This is a genomic window from Streptomyces sp. NPDC031426, from assembly GCF_055581585.1.
Map to the genome: position 1 here is coordinate 19,391 of NZ_JBVIJE010000040.1, position 14,738 is coordinate 34,128.

Consider the following 14,738-nt stretch of genomic DNA (forward strand, 5'->3'; position numbering starts at 1 on the left):
GCACGTTCATGGCCCTGCACAAAGGTCCCGCGAAACACGAAGAGCGGAAGATTTCCGTCAACCCGTTCTACGGGGAGGCCAATCCGGTCGGCGGCATGACCGAGGCCCCGCCCACGCACCGCCTCCCGGACGCGCCGCTGGCCCCGTCCACGGCGTACCAGCTGGTGCACGACGAGCTGATGCTGGACGGCAACTCCCGGCTGAACCTGGCCACGTTCGTCACCACCTGGATGGAGCCGCAGGCCGGGGTGCTGATGGCGGAGTGCCGGGACAAGAACATGATCGACAAGGACGAGTACCCGCGCACCGCCGAGCTGGAGCGGCGCTGTGTGGCGATGCTCGCCGACCTGTGGAACGCGCCGGACCCGTCGGCGGCGGTGGGGTGTTCGACGACCGGGTCGAGCGAGGCCTGCATGCTCGCCGGGATGGCCCTCAAGCGGCGGTGGGCGGGGCGCAACGCCGACCGTTACCCGGGCGCCCGCCCCAACCTGGTCATGGGCATCAACGTCCAGGTCTGCTGGGAGAAGTTCTGCAACTTCTGGGAGGTGGAGGCCCGGCTGGTGCCCATGGAGGGCGACCGCTTCCATCTGGACCCGCAGGCCGCCGCCGAACTGTGCGACGAGAACACCATCGGGGTCGTCGGCATCCTCGGCTCGACCTTCGACGGCTCCTACGAGCCGATCGCGGAGCTGTGCGCCGCCCTGGACGCCCTCCAGGAGCGCACCGGGCAGGACGTCCCGGTGCACGTGGACGGCGCGTCCGGCGGCATGGTGGCGCCCTTCCTGGACCCGGACCTGGTGTGGGACTTCCGGCTGCCGCGCGTGGCCTCGATCAACACCTCGGGGCACAAGTACGGACTGGTGTATCCGGGCGTCGGCTGGGCGCTGTGGCGGGACAGCGAGGCGCTGCCCGAGGAGCTGGTCTTCCGGGTCAACTACCTGGGCGGCGACATGCCGACCTTCGCGCTCAACTTCTCCCGGCCCGGCGCCCAGGTGGTCGCGCAGTACTACAACTTCCTGCGGCTGGGCCGCGAGGGATACCGCGCGGTGCAGCAGTCGACGCGGGACGTGGCGACCTCGCTCGCCGGGCGGATCGCGGAGCTGGGCGACTTCCGGCTGCTGACCCGGGGCGACCAGTTGCCGGTCTTCGCCTTCACCACGGTCCCGGAGGTGACGTCGTACGACGTCTTCGACGTCTCCCGGCGGCTGCGCGAGAGCGGCTGGCTGGTGCCCGCGTACACCTTCCCGGCGAACCGGGAGGACCTCTCGGTGCTGCGGGTCGTGTGCCGCAACGGCTTCTCCCACGACCTGGCCGATCTGTTCCTGGCCGACCTGACCCGTCTGCTGCCCGAACTGCGCCGGCAGCCGCATCCGCTGACCCGGGACAAGGAGGCGGCGACGGGGTTCCACCACTGACCGCCGCCTCCTGCCCGGGCGCCACCGGACGTCAGACGTGCGGCGCGCCGCGGAACGCGCGGACGGCTCCCGACTGCGCGAGCTGGAGAAGAAGCTGGAGACCGCGCGGCGCGCCACCCTCTCCGGACGACCCGACCGCGTCTCACGCGCCAACGCCGCCTTCCACCACCACATCGTGGAACTGGCGGACAACGAGCTGCTCAGCTCGACCCTGGCATCTCTGGAGGGCCGACTGCGCCGGCTGTTCCAGCAGATCGACGACCCGGGTCCGCTGTGGGACGAGCACCGGGAGCTGTACGAGGCCATCGCGGGCGGTGCCGTGGACGCGGCGGGCGAACTGTCCCTGCGGCACGTACGGCACTACCGGGAGGTGGCGCTCCAACTGCTCTTCGGAGTACGGGGACGCGACAGGCCGAACGGCGGCTGAGCTCGGCGCCGATGAGGGGGAGTTGCTTGCGGGCGTGGGGGGATGGCAGCCGGTCAGCGGCCTTGGGGGCGGCAGCCGACCCGCCATCGCGGTACGGCGGCCGACCAGCCATCGCGAGAGCAGCAGTTGCTCAGCCGTCGTGGAGGGCGGCAGTGGGTCAGTGGTCGTCCTCCGGGTGCCGCTCCCCCGTCGCGTACGGGTTCTCCTGTCCCTCGGTGAGGATGCCCTCGAACGGTTCGCCCTCGCCCGCGAACGTGTACGCGCCCGCCTCGATGCGCCCTATCAGGCCCCGGGTCCTCTCGGCCTCGCCGTCGGCCGCGTGCATCCACATCTTCATGATCTCGCCGATGTGTCCGAGCTGTTCGGGGCCGGCCTCGGGCACATAGTGCCCGGTGACGGAGTCGCGCCACTCGGCCAGCGCGCGCAGGCGCTCCCGCAGCAGCGACACCACCTCCGCCCGCTCCAGGTCGACCATGAAGCCGATCGCCGCGGAGAGCTTGTCGATGCTGCGGTCGCGCGCGACCAGGGCGTCCCGCAGGAGCCGCAGGTACTCCTCGGCGCCCCGGTCGGTGATCTCGTACTCGACGCGCGGCGGGCCGCCGGCCGTCGACGGTGCGATCTCGTGCGCGTGCAGCAGCCCCTGCTTGGCCATCTGCTTCAGGGCGTGGTAGATCGAGCCCGGCTTGGCGTTGGACCACTCGTGCGCGCCCCAGTACTCCAGATCGCCGCGCACCTGGTAGCCATGGGCCCGTCCGTGCCGGCGGACCGCGCCCAGCACGAGGAGACGGATAGCTGACATGAGGTCCAGGCTATGGCCGTACGGCCGCCCGCCCCCGATCAGCCCCAGGAGCCGCCCTGCTGCTGCGCCACCAGCTCGAAGGCCGTCCTGCCGTCCAGGGACTCGCGGATGATGTCGGCATGGCCCGCGTGCCGCGCCGTCTCGCGGATCAGGTGCAGACACACCCAGCGCAGGCTGACCCGGCCCTCCGGCGGGAACCAGGGGTCCGGCGGCAGCGGGAAGGTGTCGTCCAGGCTCGGCGCGGACCGGATGAACCTCTCCGTCTCGGCGGCGACCTGCTCCCAGTACGCCAGCTGCGAGGCGACCGTCTCCTCGCCGACCAGCTGGAAGCTCTCGTGCCAGTTCGACTCGTCGCGCTTGACGGCCGGGGGCTCATGCCTGGCCCGTGCGATCCAGATCTGCTCGACCTCGGCGACATGCTTGAGCAGGCCGCCGAGCGACAGCTCGCTGGCGCTGGGACAAGAGCGCGCCTGCTCCTCGGTCAGTCCGAGCAGGGCCCGGCGGATCCCGCCGCGCTGCTCCTCGATGAACGCGAGCAGCGCCCCGCGCTCGTCGCCCTGCGCCTCCGCCGGTACGTGCTGGACCATGGCCGACCGCCTCTCTTCACCGTCGTCGGGGCCGTTCGCCCCCTGACACCGACGACGCTACGGGCCATTGCGGTCAGCTCGTGTCCGCAATGGCCCGTGAGCCGGAAGAAGCGGGCTAGAAGGGGAATCCGCTGCGGCCGTGCTGCACCGAGATCCACTTGACGGTCGTGAAGGACTCCAGCGTCGTCTCGCCGTTCAGGCGGCCGATGCCGGAGTGCTTCTCGCCGCCGAACGGCACGATCGGCTCGTCGTGGACCGTGCCGTCGTTCACATGGAACATGCCGGTGTCGACCTGCTTGGCGAAGGCCACACCCCGCTCGATGTCGCCCGTGTGGACGGCACCGCTGAGGCCGTACGGCGTGTCGTTGACGATGCGCAGCGCCTCCTCCTCGCCGTCGAACGGGATGAGGAAGACGACCGGGCCGAACACCTCCTGCTGGAGCAGCCCGGAGTCGGCGGGGACGTCGGTGAGCACGCTGGGCTCGACCAGGTTGCCGGACGTGCCGCCCCGCACCAGTGCGGTGGCGCCCTCGGCGAGCGCCTGCTCGACGGTGCCGGAGACCGCGTTCGCCTGCTGGGAGTTGATCACCGGGCCGATGACGGTCTGCGGGTCGCGCGGGTCACCGACCTTCAGGGTCCTGACCTTGGCGACGAACTTCTCGGTGAACTCCTCGGCGACGGACGCGTCCACGAGGACCCGGTTGGCGGCCATGCAGACCTGGCCCTGGTGCACGAACCGGCTGAAGACCGCCGCGTCCACCGCGTAGTCGATGTCGGCGTCGTCCAGGACCACCAGCGCGCTGTTGCCGCCCAGTTCGAGCACCGAGCGCTTGAAGTTGGCGGCGCAGACGGTGGCCACGTGCCGGCCGACCTTGTCGGAGCCGGTGAAGGAGATGATCTTCGGCACCGGGTGCTCGATGAACGCGTCGCCGATCTCGGCAATGTCGGTGACGACGACGTTGAGCAGGCCGCCAGGCAGCCCGGCCTCCTCGAAGAGCTTCGCGATCAGGGTGCCGCCGGCGATCGGGGTGTTCTGGTGCGGCTTGAGGACCACCGCGTTGCCGAGCGCGAGCGCCGGGGCGACCGACTTGATCGACAGCAGGAAGGGGAAGTTGAACGGGCTGATCACGCCCACGACACCGACCGGCACCCGGTAGACGCGGTTCTCCTTGCCGTCGACCGGGGAGGGCAGGATCCTGCCTTCGGGGCGCAGCGCCAGGTGGATCGACTCGCGCAGGAACTCCTTGGCGAGGTGCAGCTCGAAACCGGCCTTCACGCGCGTGCCGCCCAGTTCCGCGATGATCAGGTCGGCTATCTCCTGCTCACGGTCCTCTATGAGCCGAAGCACCCGCTCGAAGACCGCGCGGCGGGCGTAGGGATTGGTCTCGGCCCACTTCTTCTGGGCGCGGGCGGCGGCCCGATAGGCCTGGTCGACCTCGTCCACCGTGGCCACGGTGATCGAGGCCAGCTTCTCGTCGTCGTAGGGGTTGAAGTCGATGACGTCCCAGGAGCCGGTGCCCGGTCGCCATTCTCCGTCGATGTACTGCTGGGCCAGGTCGCTGAAGTAGGACGACATGTGATCCCTCAATCACTAGCGGAGCCAGATCCTGGTCACGGTCTGATCGCACGTCATCGTACTTGCGTTCAAAGCGAGTTGAAGGCGCAGTCAGGACAGTTGGAGCAGACCTCGGAGAAGGTCCCGGCTCTCGTCGGGGCCCGGGCTGTCCTGCTGGAGTTCCTTCAGCGCCTGCTCGTACTGGGCGACGTCCTCGCGCTTGTCCAGGTAGAGGGCGCTGGTGAGCTGCTCCATGTAGACGACGTCGGACAGATCGGCGTCGGGGAAGCTGAGGATGGTGAAGGCGCCGCTCTCGCCGGAGTGCCCGCCGAAGCTGAACGGCATGATCTGCAGCCGTACGTTGGGCCGCTCGGAGACCTCGATAAGGTGCTGGAGCTGACCGCGCATCACCTCGCGGTCACCGTAGGGGCGGCGCAGGGCGGCCTCGTCGAGCACGAAATGGAACTCGGGGGCGCCGGACGCGAACAGGTGCTTCTGCCGCTCCAGGCGCAGCGCCACCCGGCGTTCGACGTCGGCCGGGCTCGCGCCCTTCATACCGCGCCGCACGACCGCGCGGGCGTAGTCCTCGGTCTGCAGCAGGCCGTGGACGAACTGCACCTCGTAGACGCGGATGAGGGACGCGGCGCCCTCCAGGCCCACATAGGTGGGGAACCAGCTGGGCAGGACGTCGGTGTAACTGTGCCACCAGCCGGCCACGTTGGCCTCCCGGGCGAGGGAGAGCAGCGATTCGCGCTCCGTCTCCTCCGTGATGCCGTACAGCGTCAGCAGGTCTTCCACGTCCCTGGTCTTGAAGCTCACCCGGCCCAGCTCCATCCGGCTGATCTTCGACTCGGAGGCGCGGATGGAGTACCCCGCCGCCTCACGCGTGATGCCGCGCGCTTCCCGCAGTCGCCTGAGTTGCGAGCCGAGCAGCATCCGCCGCACCACCGATCCGGGCTCTCCCGCGCTCACTTCGCCAGCCTCCCCAACCGTCCTCAGGGCCCGCAGTCTGCCACTAAAACACTCCGAGCAGTACTCGTCCGGTTACGGAAACGGAAAGAGGCAACCCGTTTCCGCCTGCGGGTTCCGGGAAGAGGTCAGGACCTCTGGCGGGAACCGCCGAGAAGATGGCGGAAAAAATGGCCAAGAAGCGGTACGGGAAGGGCCATTTCGGTCACGTGCACGTGCATCTGCCCTTGCATCTGCTCTGCGCATCCGAAACCATGGTGCCGCGCCACCGCTGCATCGCAACGACCGCGAATTCCCGGGAGTGCCTCGCATGGGGACGAATGGATCGACCATGCTCAAGCCGTTACGGCAGGGCCTTCCGCCGTTGGATCCCGCGGCCGTGTCCGATGCCGCCTCCTGCGCCCTGCCCGCCCGTTACGAAGCGGTGCGCGAGGCCCGGCGCTTCACCCGCGGCACCCTCGACCAGTGGGACATCGGCGACCGCTTCGACGACATATGCCTCGTCGTCTCCGAACTCGTCACCAACGCCCTGCGCCACGGCCTGCCGTCCGAGGTGGCATGCCCCGAACACGCCCCGGCCGTGCGGCTGCACCTGATGCGCTGGACCGAGCGGCTGGTGTGCGCGGTGCGCGACCCGAGCCACGAGACGCCGGCGCCGCGCGACTCGGACGACTTCTCCGCCGAGTCCGGGCGCGGGCTGTTCCTGGTCGACTCCTTCGCCGACAGCTGGGGCTGGCACCCGCTCGCGGGCACGCTCCACGGCAAGGTGGTCTGGGCGCTGTTCCGGCTCCAGTCGGCCGGCTGACGCGGTACGACATCGACGGACGCGCGGTGTCTACGCGCGTCGCCGCGGCTTTCCAGGTCTGACATCGTTGCCATGACCACCGATGGAGACCCGCCGCGCGCCGCCGGGCGTCAGCTCACTATCAGGTGGTCGAACTCGCCGTCCTTGATGCCGAGGAGCATGGCCTCGATCTCCGCGCGTGTGTACACGAGCGCCGGACCGTCCGGGAAACGCGAGTTGCGTACGGCGACGTCGCCGCCCGGCAACCGCGCGAACTCCACGCAGGAACCCTGCGAGTTGCTGTGCCTGCTCTTCTGCCAGGCCACTCCGACCAGCTGCGCGGCAGCAATGCCGTTGTACACGTCGTACCCCCCGTACACGCCGTCAACGTCGCGGTCCACAGGTCGCTCCCCGCTGGTGCACTGGCTGGTATGGCCATAGATGCCGTGGTCAACTGACCCGGATCATAACCCCGTTCACGTGCAGATGCATGAGCAAATGCACGTGCACAAGGGGTGGCCCCGCGGTTACAGGTTTGACGTCCGCTTTACTCACCGGGGAGACGCCTGCGTCAGCCAAGCCGTTCCAGCGTCTGCCCCAGAGCAGGCAGGACATGCCCCCGCCAACCCCCGTCCATGATCTTCCGTGCCATCAGCTGAGCCGGATCGTCCGGATCGAAACCTTCGTGCACCAGGAAAAGACGCGTACCGCGCCCTTCCTGTTCCAGTGTCCACGTGATGGTCCAGTCCGCGGGATTGGCCGGATCGGCGTCGGCCCAGCGGACGGACAGCATCCGCTCGATGTCGTAGGCCAGCACCCGTACCTCCACGACCCCGGAGAAACGGGCGTTGGGACGCGGGACGGAGGTCATCCGGTACCGGTGGCCGACCTCCAGCCGGAAGCGCTCGGCGCCGGGCATCTGCCATTGGGCGAGCAGTGCTGGGTCGGTGAGGGCGCGCCAGACCTTGGCGGGCGGGTGCGGGAAGAACTGGTCGACGCGGATGGTGGTCAGGTCGTCCGCGTCACTGCCGGGTTCGGTACTCATGGCTGGTCATCGTCGGGCAGACGGTCGAGCAGGTCGCCGAGACCCTTCAGGCGGTCACGCCAGAACCGCTCGTACGGGTGGAGCCAGTCCTGCACCTCGGCGAGCGGGGCGGCCTCCAGGCGGTAGATACGCTGCCGCCCGGAGCGCTGTTCGGAGACGAGGCCGGCCTCCCGGAGCACCTTGAGGTGTTCCGAGAGGCTCGGGCGGCGCATGTCGAAGTGGTCGGCCAGGGCCTGGACGGGCTGTGGTCCGCGCTCGCGCAGGAGCCGCAGCACCTCGCGGCGGGTGACGTTGGCGAGCGCGGCGAAGACGCGGTCCTCGGCGGCGGTACCCGTCCCGGTCCCAGTGCTCATGGCGCGCTCAGAAGCCTTCCTTCTCCGTCAGCAGCATCAGACCGTTGCCGTCGGGGTCCGTGAAGGACGCCATGCGCCCCCAGGGGTACTCCTCCGGACCCCGCACCTCGGTGCCCGCCTCGGCGAGCCGCGCGCAGTCGGCGTCGACATCGGTCGTCACCAACATGATCCCCCGTGCCGAGCCGGGCTCGAAACCGCCCATGTCCGGCCCGGAGAGCGTGAAGACGGTCTGCGCGCCCTTCGGCGCGACCTGGAGCCAGCGCCCGGGCGGCATCTGCAGATCGGCGGTGACCTCGAAGCCGAGAACGTCTCGGTAGAAGCGCAGGGCGCGGTCCTGGTCGGTGACGGGCAGGGTGACGAAGGAGGCGTGAGTGATGTTCATGGGCACGACGATAGGTAGGCGATTCCCTACGAGTCAAGCGTAGGGAATCGCCTACCCATGCATCTCGGCCGGCGCCGGCAGTACGGGGTGACGCCGCGCGAGCGCGTTCACAACGGATTCCCGCCCGGCGTCCGGAAGTGCCCATGGTCACTGCTGGTAGCTTGCTGCGGGCCGTCCGGCCGAGGACGGCCGGCCGCTACGAGCTTGGGAGCTTTCCGGTGACTTCTGCGAGTGCTGCGAGTGCTGCGAGGGCAAGGGTGCGGACCGCGGCCGTGGCCGCGGGCCTGGTGGGCGCGCTGGCCGCGCTGACCGCGTGCAGCGGGGGCGGGGGCGACGGCGACAAGACCGCCTCCTCCTCGACGCCGAGCGCGACCAGCGCGTCGGCCTCCCCTTCGGGCTCGGACGCCGCGAAGGGAGCTTCCGGCAAGCTCCAGGGCAGCTGGATCACCACGAGCGGCGGCAAGATCGTGGCCCTGGTGATCACCGGCAAGAAGGCCGGGCTCTTCGTGACCGGCCGGAAGGCCTGGTGCCAGGGCGCCGCGGGCGAGGAGTCCGGGATGCAGATGATCCATCTGACCTGCCCCGACGGCAACAAGGACCGGGTCACCGGCATGGTCGACTCGGTGGACGCCAAGGGCCTGACGGTGAGTTGGTCGGGCAGGACCGGCAAGGAGACGTACACCAAGGCGGATGGCGGCAAGCTGCCTTCGGCGCTGCCGACCAAGTTGAAGCGTTGAAGCGGCGTCAGGTGTGAGTCCGGTGAGGAGTGCCACCTGAAGCGGTGATTCCACCGGGGGTGGGCGGACCCGGTCCAGGCGCAGGCGCCATGATGCAGGGGCACCGTCACGACCTCGATGGGACCTGCTCATGCGCGCCATTCCGCTCACCGTCACGGCCCTCGCCGCCGCCCTCCTGCTCACCGCCTGCAACGGCGGCGGGAGCAAGGGCAGCGGCAAGAACAGCTCGGCCTGCGAGATCGGCGGGGTCTCCGTGCAGATCGGGTCCGCGAGCGTGGCGCCGAAGGCAGGCGACACGGGCGAGATTCCGGTCAGCATCACCAACCAGAGCAAGCCCTGCACCCTGGACGACTTCGCGGGTGTCGCTCTGAGCGCCGGCAGCACCGAGGTCAAGGTGCCCGCCCTCAAGGGCGCCAAGGCCCAGAAGCTGAAGCTCGCCAAGGGTGACTCGGCGTCCTTCACCATCGCCTACGTGCGCGGCAAGACGGGCGACAAGGCCGCGCTGGACCCCAAGACCGTGAAGATCACCCTGCCCGGCACCACCGCCTCCCGAGGCTTCCCCTGGTCCTACGGCCCCGTCGCCACCCAGCCCGCGGACACCGCCCCGAACGCCTCCGTGACGGCCTTCCAGCAGGTGGGCGACTGAGCGGCTCGACGGGTTGGGGAGGGTTGGGCCGGGCTGAGGAGGGTCCGGACGGGCTCCGGGCGGGCTGCCTCCAGCCCGGGCGGGCTGACATCGGCTTCAAACGGGCTGGTTCCAGCCTCGGGCTGACTGGGTCGAGCCGGGGCGGGCTGACGTCGGCTTCGAGCGGGCCGGCTCCGGCCGTCGGCTTCAGGCCGGCCGGTTCCAGCTTGGAGTGAACTCACCGCCGGCCTCGGGCGGGCCGACCCCGCTTCGGGCAGGCTGAGTCCAGCCCGGGCGGGCTGACGTCGGCTTCGAGCGGGCCGGCTCCGGCCGTCGGCTTCAGGCCGGCCGGTTCCAGCTTGGAGTGAACTCACCGTCGGCCTCGGGCGGGCCGACCCCGCGGGCTCTCGTCGGCTTCGGGCGGGCCGATGTCCGGTGTCGGTGGACTCTCTCCGCCTGGGCCGGGCTCACTCCAGTCTGGGGCGGTGTCTGACCTGGGCCTGGTCTGCGGCTCTTGCGCCCTCCGTCCAGCCGGCCGCGTCGCTCACGCCGCGCAGGCGAGTGGTCGTGGTCTCGGGGAACATGCGCTCCAGGCGGTCGGTGACGGCTATCTCCCTGGTGGCGAGAACCGGCAGCAGGTCCTGGCTGACCTGGGTCTCGGCGGCGGCCGCGAGCCGGTCGCCGACGCGGTGGGCGTAGGCGGCCAGGAACGACTGCCGGAAGGTCTTGGTCCGCTTCCGCCCGCCGGCTCTCTGCGCGGCCTCCGCCTTGGTCATCGCGTGTGTGGCCTGCACCAGCAGCGAGGTGTAGAGCAGCTCGACCGCCTCCAGGTCCGCCTCGAAGCCGACGACCGTGGAGAAACCGAGCGGTTCGTTCCACACCGCGCGACAGTGGTTCGCGCCGGCCACGGCGTCGAGCAGCACGGCCTTGGCCTGTTCGTACGGCGGCTCGACCCCGATCCGGCACGCGCCGGGCGCGTCCGGCGCGGGCGCCTCGGCGGCGAGCAGCGCCTCGTCGACGCTGTGCCGCGCCATCAGCTCCTGTGCCTTGGCACTGAGCGCCTCCGCCTCCTCCGGATACCCGGTCGCCTCGGCCTTGGCGAGCAGCGCGCGGATCCGGGCGAGCATGCGGGAGGCGGCCGGGCCGGGGGCGCGCCGGCGCTCCTCCTCCAAGGGCTCCAGGGCGGGCAGGCGCAGCAGCAGGCGGTACAGCTCCAGCGCGGTCGTGGCCTGCGCGAAGCGGTCGGCCTCGCGGCCGGGCGCCGCGGGCAGCTCCGCCAACTGGGCGGCCCAGCGGCGCCCGCGCGGGCGGTCCCGCCCCGCCTGGGCGCGGATCAGGGCGGTGGCCAGGCGCACATGCGCGTCCTCCAGCTCGCGCCGCACCAGCCGTACGACATCGGCGGGCTGCCAGCCGCGCTGCCAGGCCGTCGCCACGAACTCCTCGCCCCGCCGCGCGAGTTCGGCGTCCGCGGCGGGATCGGCGGCGAGCAGGGAGGCGCCCGTGTCGAGGCCGGTGTCGGTGTCGTCGTAGAGGGCGGCCCTGAAGGCCCTCTCGACCGTGCTGGCTGTGCTGGTCACATCGTCGATCGTGCCATGCCCCACCGACAGCGGACCGAGCTTTGTCCACAGGCTGTGGATGAAGGGCCCCCCGGATGGCGGGAGGGGTGGCGGCCCTGGTCAACAGGACCGGAGAGCCTGCCCGCCGAGGGTCCCGAACCTCAACGCCGCCGACCCGCCGACCGATTGGCCGCCATACCGTCCCAGTCCCTGGAATTCGCCACGCGAGCGTGGGAGCGGGCGAAGCATGGCGGCATGGTGGACACGTCTCTCTACGCGGCGTTCCTGATCGCCGCTTTCGCACTCTGCGTCACTCCCGGCCCCGACATGATGTTCATCGTGGCGGTGGGCGGCCGGGGCGGCCCCCTGACGGGGGTCGCGGCCGCCCTCGGGGTCGCCTGCGCCATGCTGGTGCACACGGTCGCCGCGGCGCTCGGCCTGTCAGCCCTGTTCCTGACCCTGCCGACGCTCTACGAAGCACTCCACTGGGCGGGCGCGGCCTACCTGCTGTTCCTCGCGGTCAGGGCGTTCCGGGGCGACGGCGGCCCGATCGAGGCCGAGGCGGCACCGGGGAAGGGGCGCCGGCGGGCGTTCTGGCGGGGCGCCGTCACCAATCTCCTCAACCCGAAGGTGATCCTCTTCAACGTCTCCTTCCTGCCGCAGTTCGTGAACCCCGGCCTGGGCCACATGCGCGAGCAGTTCCTCGTCCTGGGCTTCACGATCACGGCGATGGGCGTGGTGGTGGACGGCTCGGTCGGGCTGCTCTCCGGGAAGCTCGCCTCGCTGCTGCGGCGCAGCCGGCGGGTCGCCCGGGGCCTGGACTACTTCAGCGGGACGGTCTTCGCCGGGCTCGCGGTACGTCTGGCGGTCGCACCGAAGTGACCGAGTAGGAGAACTGGGCTGTCAACTATCGGTTGACACGCCTCGGGGCGCAACCTACGGTTGACGCATGGCGACCAACCCGAACATCACGGCATCCGTACGCCTCGACGACCTCATCGAGGCCATCAAGAAGGCCCACAACGAGCCCCTCGAACAGCTCCAGGACGCGGTGATCGCCGCCGACCACCTCGGTGACGTGGCCGACCACCTGATCGGCCACTTCGTCGACCAGGCACGGCGCTCGGGCGCCTCCTGGACCGAGATCGGCCGGAGCATGGGCGTGACCCGGCAGGCGGCGCAGAAGCGCTTCGTGTCGAAGGAGTCCGGCGGCCTCGACGCCGGCGACTTCAGCCGCTACACCCCGCGCGCGCGGAACGTGGTCATGGCCGCGCACAACGAGGCGGTGGCCGCCCGCAACCCGGAGGGCCGCCCCGAGCACCTGGTCCTCGGGCTGCTGGCCGAGCCCGAGGGCATCGGGGCCAAGGCGATCATCGAGCAGGGCGTCCTGCTGGACGCGGTACGACAGGCCGCGTCCGCCGCGCTCCCGCCCGCCGCGGACGAGGTCCCGGACCTCGTCCCCTACGGCCCCGACGCCAAGAAGGCCCTGGAACTCACCTTCCGCGAGGCCCTGCGGCTCGGCCACAACTACATCGGCACCGAGCACATCCTGCTGGCGCTCCTGGAGCAGGAGAACGGCCAGGGCGTCCTCAGCGGCCTCGGCATCACCAAGTCCGCGACGGAGGCGTACATCGCCAGGGCGCTGTCGCTGCTGGCGGAGCAGAAGTTCCCGGCGGCCGGGGCGGGCGACACCACCGCATCGCAGGACTGAACAGCAGGTCACAGCGATTGTCAGACCCGGCTGCCACACTCCAGTCATGACCGACCGGTGGGCGCTCGCACCGGCCGAGGACTCAGGCGTGGACATCGCCCCCCTCGGCCCGGACGGGCTGCCCGCCGGGCCGGTGCGGCGGGAGAGCGATCTCGCCGGGGCGGTGCGGAGCCGCCCGGAGGTGACGCGCTGGGTGTGGCGGTCCACCCCTGAGGTCTACCCGCGTCTGCTCGCCACGGGGGTGCGAGTGGAGCGGTGCTACGACATCGAGGACGCCGAGACACTCCTGCTGGGCCACGAGGGCCGGTACGGCGAGCCACGCTCGGCCGCCGCCGCCCTGGCCCGCCTCCGGGGCGGCCCCGTACCGCCCGACCCGCCCCAGCGCTCGGCCGAACCGGGCGCCCAGTCCCCGCTGTTCGAGCCCACGGGCAGCCACCTGCCCATGACCGACCTCCTCGCGGTCTACGCCGAGCAGCTCCGGCGGCACCAGCGGACCGCCCTCCCGGACCAGATGCGGCTGCTGACGGCCGCCGAGTCGGCCGGCATGCTGGTGGCCGCCGAGATGAACCACGCGGGCCTGCCGTGGAGCGCCGAGGTCCACCGCCGCCTGCTGCACGACCTGCTGGGCGAGCGGTACGCGGGCGGCGGTGAACCGCGCCGCCTGGCCGAGCTGGCCGACGAGGTCTCCGCCGCCTTCGGCCGCCGGGTCCGCCCCGACCTGCCCGCCGACGTGATCAAGGCCTTCGCGCAGGCCGGGATCAAGGTGAAGTCCACCCGCCGCTGGGAGATCCGGTCCGTCGACCATCCCGCCGTCGAACCCCTGCTGGAGTACAAGAAGCTGTACCGCATCTGGGTGGCACACGGCTGGTCCTGGCTGCAGGACTGGGTGCGCGACGGCCGTTTCCGCCCAGAGTTCCTCGCCGGCGGCACGGTCACCGGCCGCTGGGTGACCAACGGCGGCGGCGGACTGCAGATCCCCAAGGTGATCCGCCGGGCCGTGGTCGCCGACCCCGGCTGGCGGCTGGTGGTGGCCGACGCCGACCAGATGGAGCCGCGCGTGCTCGCCGCCATCTCCCGCGACCCCGGGCTGATGGAGGTCGCCGGCCGCGCGAGCGACCTCTACCAGTCCGTGTCCGACCGCGCCTTCTCCGGCGACCGCGACCAGGCCAAGGTCGCCGTCCTGGGCGCGATCTACGGCCAGACCTCGGGTGACGGCCTGAAGAACCTGGCCGCGCTGCGTCGCCGCTTCCCCAAGGCCGTCGCCTACGTCGACGAGGCGGCACGCGCGGGCGAGGAGGGCCGGCTCGTGCGCACCTGGCTGGGCCGGACCTGTCCGCCGGCCGCCGGATCCGGCGAGGACGCGGCAGACGAGGCGGGCATCCCCGTCGGGGACGACGACGCCGAGACGCAGACGGACGGCCAGACCGCCTGGGTCCCCGGCTACGCCTCCAGCAACTCCCGGGCGCGGGGCCGCTTCGCGCGCAACTTCGTCGTCCAGGGCAGCGCCGCCGACTGGGCCCTGCTGATGCTCGCCGGGCTCCGCCGGGCCTGCGCGGACCTCAAGGCGGAGCTGGTCTTCTTCCAGCACGACGAGGTGATCGTGCACTGCCCCGCCGAGGAGGCCGACGCGGTCGTCCAGGCCATCCGCGCGTCCGCCGACCTCGCTGGCCGGCTGGCCTTCGGCGAGACACCGGTGCGGTTCCCGTTCACCACGGCGGTGGTGGAGTGCTATGCCGACGCCAAGTGAGCGCCGCGCGGGTGCACTTCGGCCACTTCGCAAGCGCTGCTCGCAC

Annotated in this window: 17 protein-coding genes; 8 read left to right on the plus strand and 9 right to left on the minus strand. The window is 71.0% G+C overall.

The annotated features are described in order from the left end of the window. The first annotated feature begins 8 nt into the window (after positions 1–8). On the plus strand, positions 9–1,415 hold the full coding sequence (locus ACZ5NH_RS41390) for a glutamate decarboxylase (RefSeq protein ID WP_468783055.1): 1,407 nt from the start codon (positions 9–11) through the stop codon (positions 1,413–1,415). A gap of 37 nt (positions 1,416–1,452) precedes the next feature. Next, positions 1,453–1,842, plus strand: a complete 390-nt coding sequence (locus ACZ5NH_RS41395) for a GntR family transcriptional regulator (RefSeq protein ID WP_468783057.1) — start codon at positions 1,453–1,455, stop codon at positions 1,840–1,842. Between the two features lie 157 nt (positions 1,843–1,999). Here the strand turns inward: ACZ5NH_RS41395 and ACZ5NH_RS41400 are convergent, their stop codons facing one another. The 4 genes from ACZ5NH_RS41400 to ACZ5NH_RS41415 form a co-directional block, all read right to left on the minus strand. After that, positions 2,000–2,641 (minus strand): PadR family transcriptional regulator, encoded by a 642-nt coding sequence (locus ACZ5NH_RS41400; protein WP_468783059.1) that lies wholly within the window; start codon positions 2,639–2,641, stop codon positions 2,000–2,002. Positions 2,642–2,679: 38 nt separating this feature from the next. Continuing rightward, positions 2,680–3,228 carry a DinB family protein gene (locus ACZ5NH_RS41405; RefSeq protein ID WP_388636140.1) on the minus strand — a complete coding sequence of 183 codons (549 nt, stop codon included), beginning with the start codon at positions 3,226–3,228 and terminating at the stop codon, positions 2,680–2,682. Between the two features lie 115 nt (positions 3,229–3,343). Next, positions 3,344–4,804: an aldehyde dehydrogenase family protein gene (locus tag ACZ5NH_RS41410; protein ID WP_468783061.1), complete on the minus strand. Its 1,461-nt coding sequence runs from the start codon at positions 4,802–4,804 to the stop codon at positions 3,344–3,346. Between the two features lie 90 nt (positions 4,805–4,894). Further along, on the minus strand, positions 4,895–5,719 hold the full coding sequence (locus tag ACZ5NH_RS41415) for a helix-turn-helix domain-containing protein (RefSeq protein ID WP_388636220.1): 825 nt from the start codon (positions 5,717–5,719) through the stop codon (positions 4,895–4,897). Positions 5,720–6,062: 343 nt separating this feature from the next. Here ACZ5NH_RS41415 and ACZ5NH_RS41420 point away from each other — a divergent pair, with 343 nt between their 5' ends. After that, positions 6,063–6,557 carry an ATP-binding protein gene (locus ACZ5NH_RS41420; protein WP_388636144.1) on the plus strand — a complete coding sequence of 165 codons (495 nt, stop codon included), beginning with the start codon at positions 6,063–6,065 and terminating at the stop codon, positions 6,555–6,557. A gap of 110 nt (positions 6,558–6,667) precedes the next feature. On the opposite strand, the gene ACZ5NH_RS41425 is transcribed toward ACZ5NH_RS41420, so the two are convergent. The 4 genes from ACZ5NH_RS41425 to ACZ5NH_RS41440 all read right to left on the minus strand — a co-directional run bounded on the left by ACZ5NH_RS41425 (position 6,668) and on the right by ACZ5NH_RS41440 (position 8,316). After that, positions 6,668–6,937: a DUF397 domain-containing protein gene (locus tag ACZ5NH_RS41425; protein WP_388636146.1), complete on the minus strand. Its 270-nt coding sequence runs from the start codon at positions 6,935–6,937 to the stop codon at positions 6,668–6,670. Between the two features lie 170 nt (positions 6,938–7,107). Continuing rightward, a complete protein-coding gene (locus ACZ5NH_RS41430) occupies positions 7,108–7,581 on the minus strand; it encodes an SRPBCC family protein (RefSeq protein ID WP_388636148.1) in 474 nt (157 codons plus the stop codon). Further along, positions 7,578–7,934: an ArsR/SmtB family transcription factor gene (locus ACZ5NH_RS41435; protein WP_388636150.1), complete on the minus strand. Its 357-nt coding sequence runs from the start codon at positions 7,932–7,934 to the stop codon at positions 7,578–7,580. Before ACZ5NH_RS41435 ends, ACZ5NH_RS41430 begins: the two co-directional genes overlap by 4 nt. A 7-nt stretch (positions 7,935–7,941) precedes the next feature. Beyond that, complete coding sequence (locus ACZ5NH_RS41440; RefSeq protein WP_388636152.1) at positions 7,942–8,316, minus strand: VOC family protein; 375 nt, start codon at positions 8,314–8,316, stop codon at positions 7,942–7,944. Between the two features lie 272 nt (positions 8,317–8,588). Here ACZ5NH_RS41440 and ACZ5NH_RS41445 point away from each other — a divergent pair, with 272 nt between their 5' ends. Both ACZ5NH_RS41445 and ACZ5NH_RS41450 read left to right on the plus strand, forming a co-directional pair. Next, positions 8,589–9,053, plus strand: a complete 465-nt coding sequence (locus ACZ5NH_RS41445) for a hypothetical protein (RefSeq protein ID WP_468783065.1) — start codon at positions 8,589–8,591, stop codon at positions 9,051–9,053. A gap of 130 nt (positions 9,054–9,183) precedes the next feature. Next, on the plus strand, positions 9,184–9,699 hold the full coding sequence (locus ACZ5NH_RS41450) for a DUF4232 domain-containing protein (protein ID WP_468783067.1): 516 nt from the start codon (positions 9,184–9,186) through the stop codon (positions 9,697–9,699). Positions 9,700–10,145: 446 nt separating this feature from the next. On the opposite strand, the gene ACZ5NH_RS41455 is transcribed toward ACZ5NH_RS41450, so the two are convergent. Next, complete coding sequence (locus ACZ5NH_RS41455) at positions 10,146–11,255, minus strand: DUF2786 domain-containing protein (protein WP_468783069.1); 1,110 nt, start codon at positions 11,253–11,255, stop codon at positions 10,146–10,148. Positions 11,256–11,489: 234 nt separating this feature from the next. Between ACZ5NH_RS41455 and ACZ5NH_RS41460 the strand changes: the two genes are divergently transcribed. The 3 genes from ACZ5NH_RS41460 to ACZ5NH_RS41470 all read left to right on the plus strand — a co-directional run bounded on the left by ACZ5NH_RS41460 (position 11,490) and on the right by ACZ5NH_RS41470 (position 14,692). Further along, positions 11,490–12,116, plus strand: a complete 627-nt coding sequence (locus tag ACZ5NH_RS41460; protein ID WP_468783071.1) for a LysE family translocator — start codon at positions 11,490–11,492, stop codon at positions 12,114–12,116. A 67-nt stretch (positions 12,117–12,183) separates the two neighbouring features. Next, positions 12,184–12,945 carry a Clp protease N-terminal domain-containing protein gene (locus tag ACZ5NH_RS41465; RefSeq protein WP_468783073.1) on the plus strand — a complete coding sequence of 254 codons (762 nt, stop codon included), beginning with the start codon at positions 12,184–12,186 and terminating at the stop codon, positions 12,943–12,945. A gap of 46 nt (positions 12,946–12,991) precedes the next feature. Next, entirely contained in the window at positions 12,992–14,692 is a 1,701-nt protein-coding gene (locus ACZ5NH_RS41470) for a bifunctional 3'-5' exonuclease/DNA polymerase (protein ID WP_468783075.1), read from the plus strand. Positions 14,693–14,738 lie beyond the last annotated feature (46 nt).

Excerpts from the sequence above, each read along its gene's own strand:
- ACZ5NH_RS41390 (WP_468783055.1), top strand. The coding sequence starts at position 9 with ATGGCCCTGCACAAAGGTCCCGCGAAACACGAAGAGCGGAAGATTTCC.
- ACZ5NH_RS41400 (WP_468783059.1), bottom strand. The coding sequence starts at position 2,641 with ATGTCAGCTATCCGTCTCCTCGTGCTGGGCGCGGTCCGCCGGCACGGA.
- ACZ5NH_RS41405 (WP_388636140.1), bottom strand. The coding sequence starts at position 3,228 with ATGGTCCAGCACGTACCGGCGGAGGCGCAGGGCGACGAGCGCGGGGCG.
- ACZ5NH_RS41410 (WP_468783061.1), bottom strand. The coding sequence starts at position 4,804 with ATGTCGTCCTACTTCAGCGACCTGGCCCAGCAGTACATCGACGGAGAA.
- ACZ5NH_RS41415 (WP_388636220.1), bottom strand. The coding sequence starts at position 5,719 with ATGCTGCTCGGCTCGCAACTCAGGCGACTGCGGGAAGCGCGCGGCATC.
- ACZ5NH_RS41420 (WP_388636144.1), top strand. The coding sequence starts at position 6,063 with ATGGGGACGAATGGATCGACCATGCTCAAGCCGTTACGGCAGGGCCTT.
- ACZ5NH_RS41430 (WP_388636148.1), bottom strand. The coding sequence starts at position 7,581 with ATGAGTACCGAACCCGGCAGTGACGCGGACGACCTGACCACCATCCGC.
- ACZ5NH_RS41435 (WP_388636150.1), bottom strand. The coding sequence starts at position 7,934 with ATGAGCACTGGGACCGGGACGGGTACCGCCGCCGAGGACCGCGTCTTC.
- ACZ5NH_RS41440 (WP_388636152.1), bottom strand. The coding sequence starts at position 8,316 with ATGAACATCACTCACGCCTCCTTCGTCACCCTGCCCGTCACCGACCAG.
- ACZ5NH_RS41450 (WP_468783067.1), top strand. The coding sequence starts at position 9,184 with ATGCGCGCCATTCCGCTCACCGTCACGGCCCTCGCCGCCGCCCTCCTG.
- ACZ5NH_RS41460 (WP_468783071.1), top strand. The coding sequence starts at position 11,490 with ATGGTGGACACGTCTCTCTACGCGGCGTTCCTGATCGCCGCTTTCGCA.
- ACZ5NH_RS41465 (WP_468783073.1), top strand. The coding sequence starts at position 12,184 with ATGGCGACCAACCCGAACATCACGGCATCCGTACGCCTCGACGACCTC.
- ACZ5NH_RS41470 (WP_468783075.1), top strand. The coding sequence starts at position 12,992 with ATGACCGACCGGTGGGCGCTCGCACCGGCCGAGGACTCAGGCGTGGAC.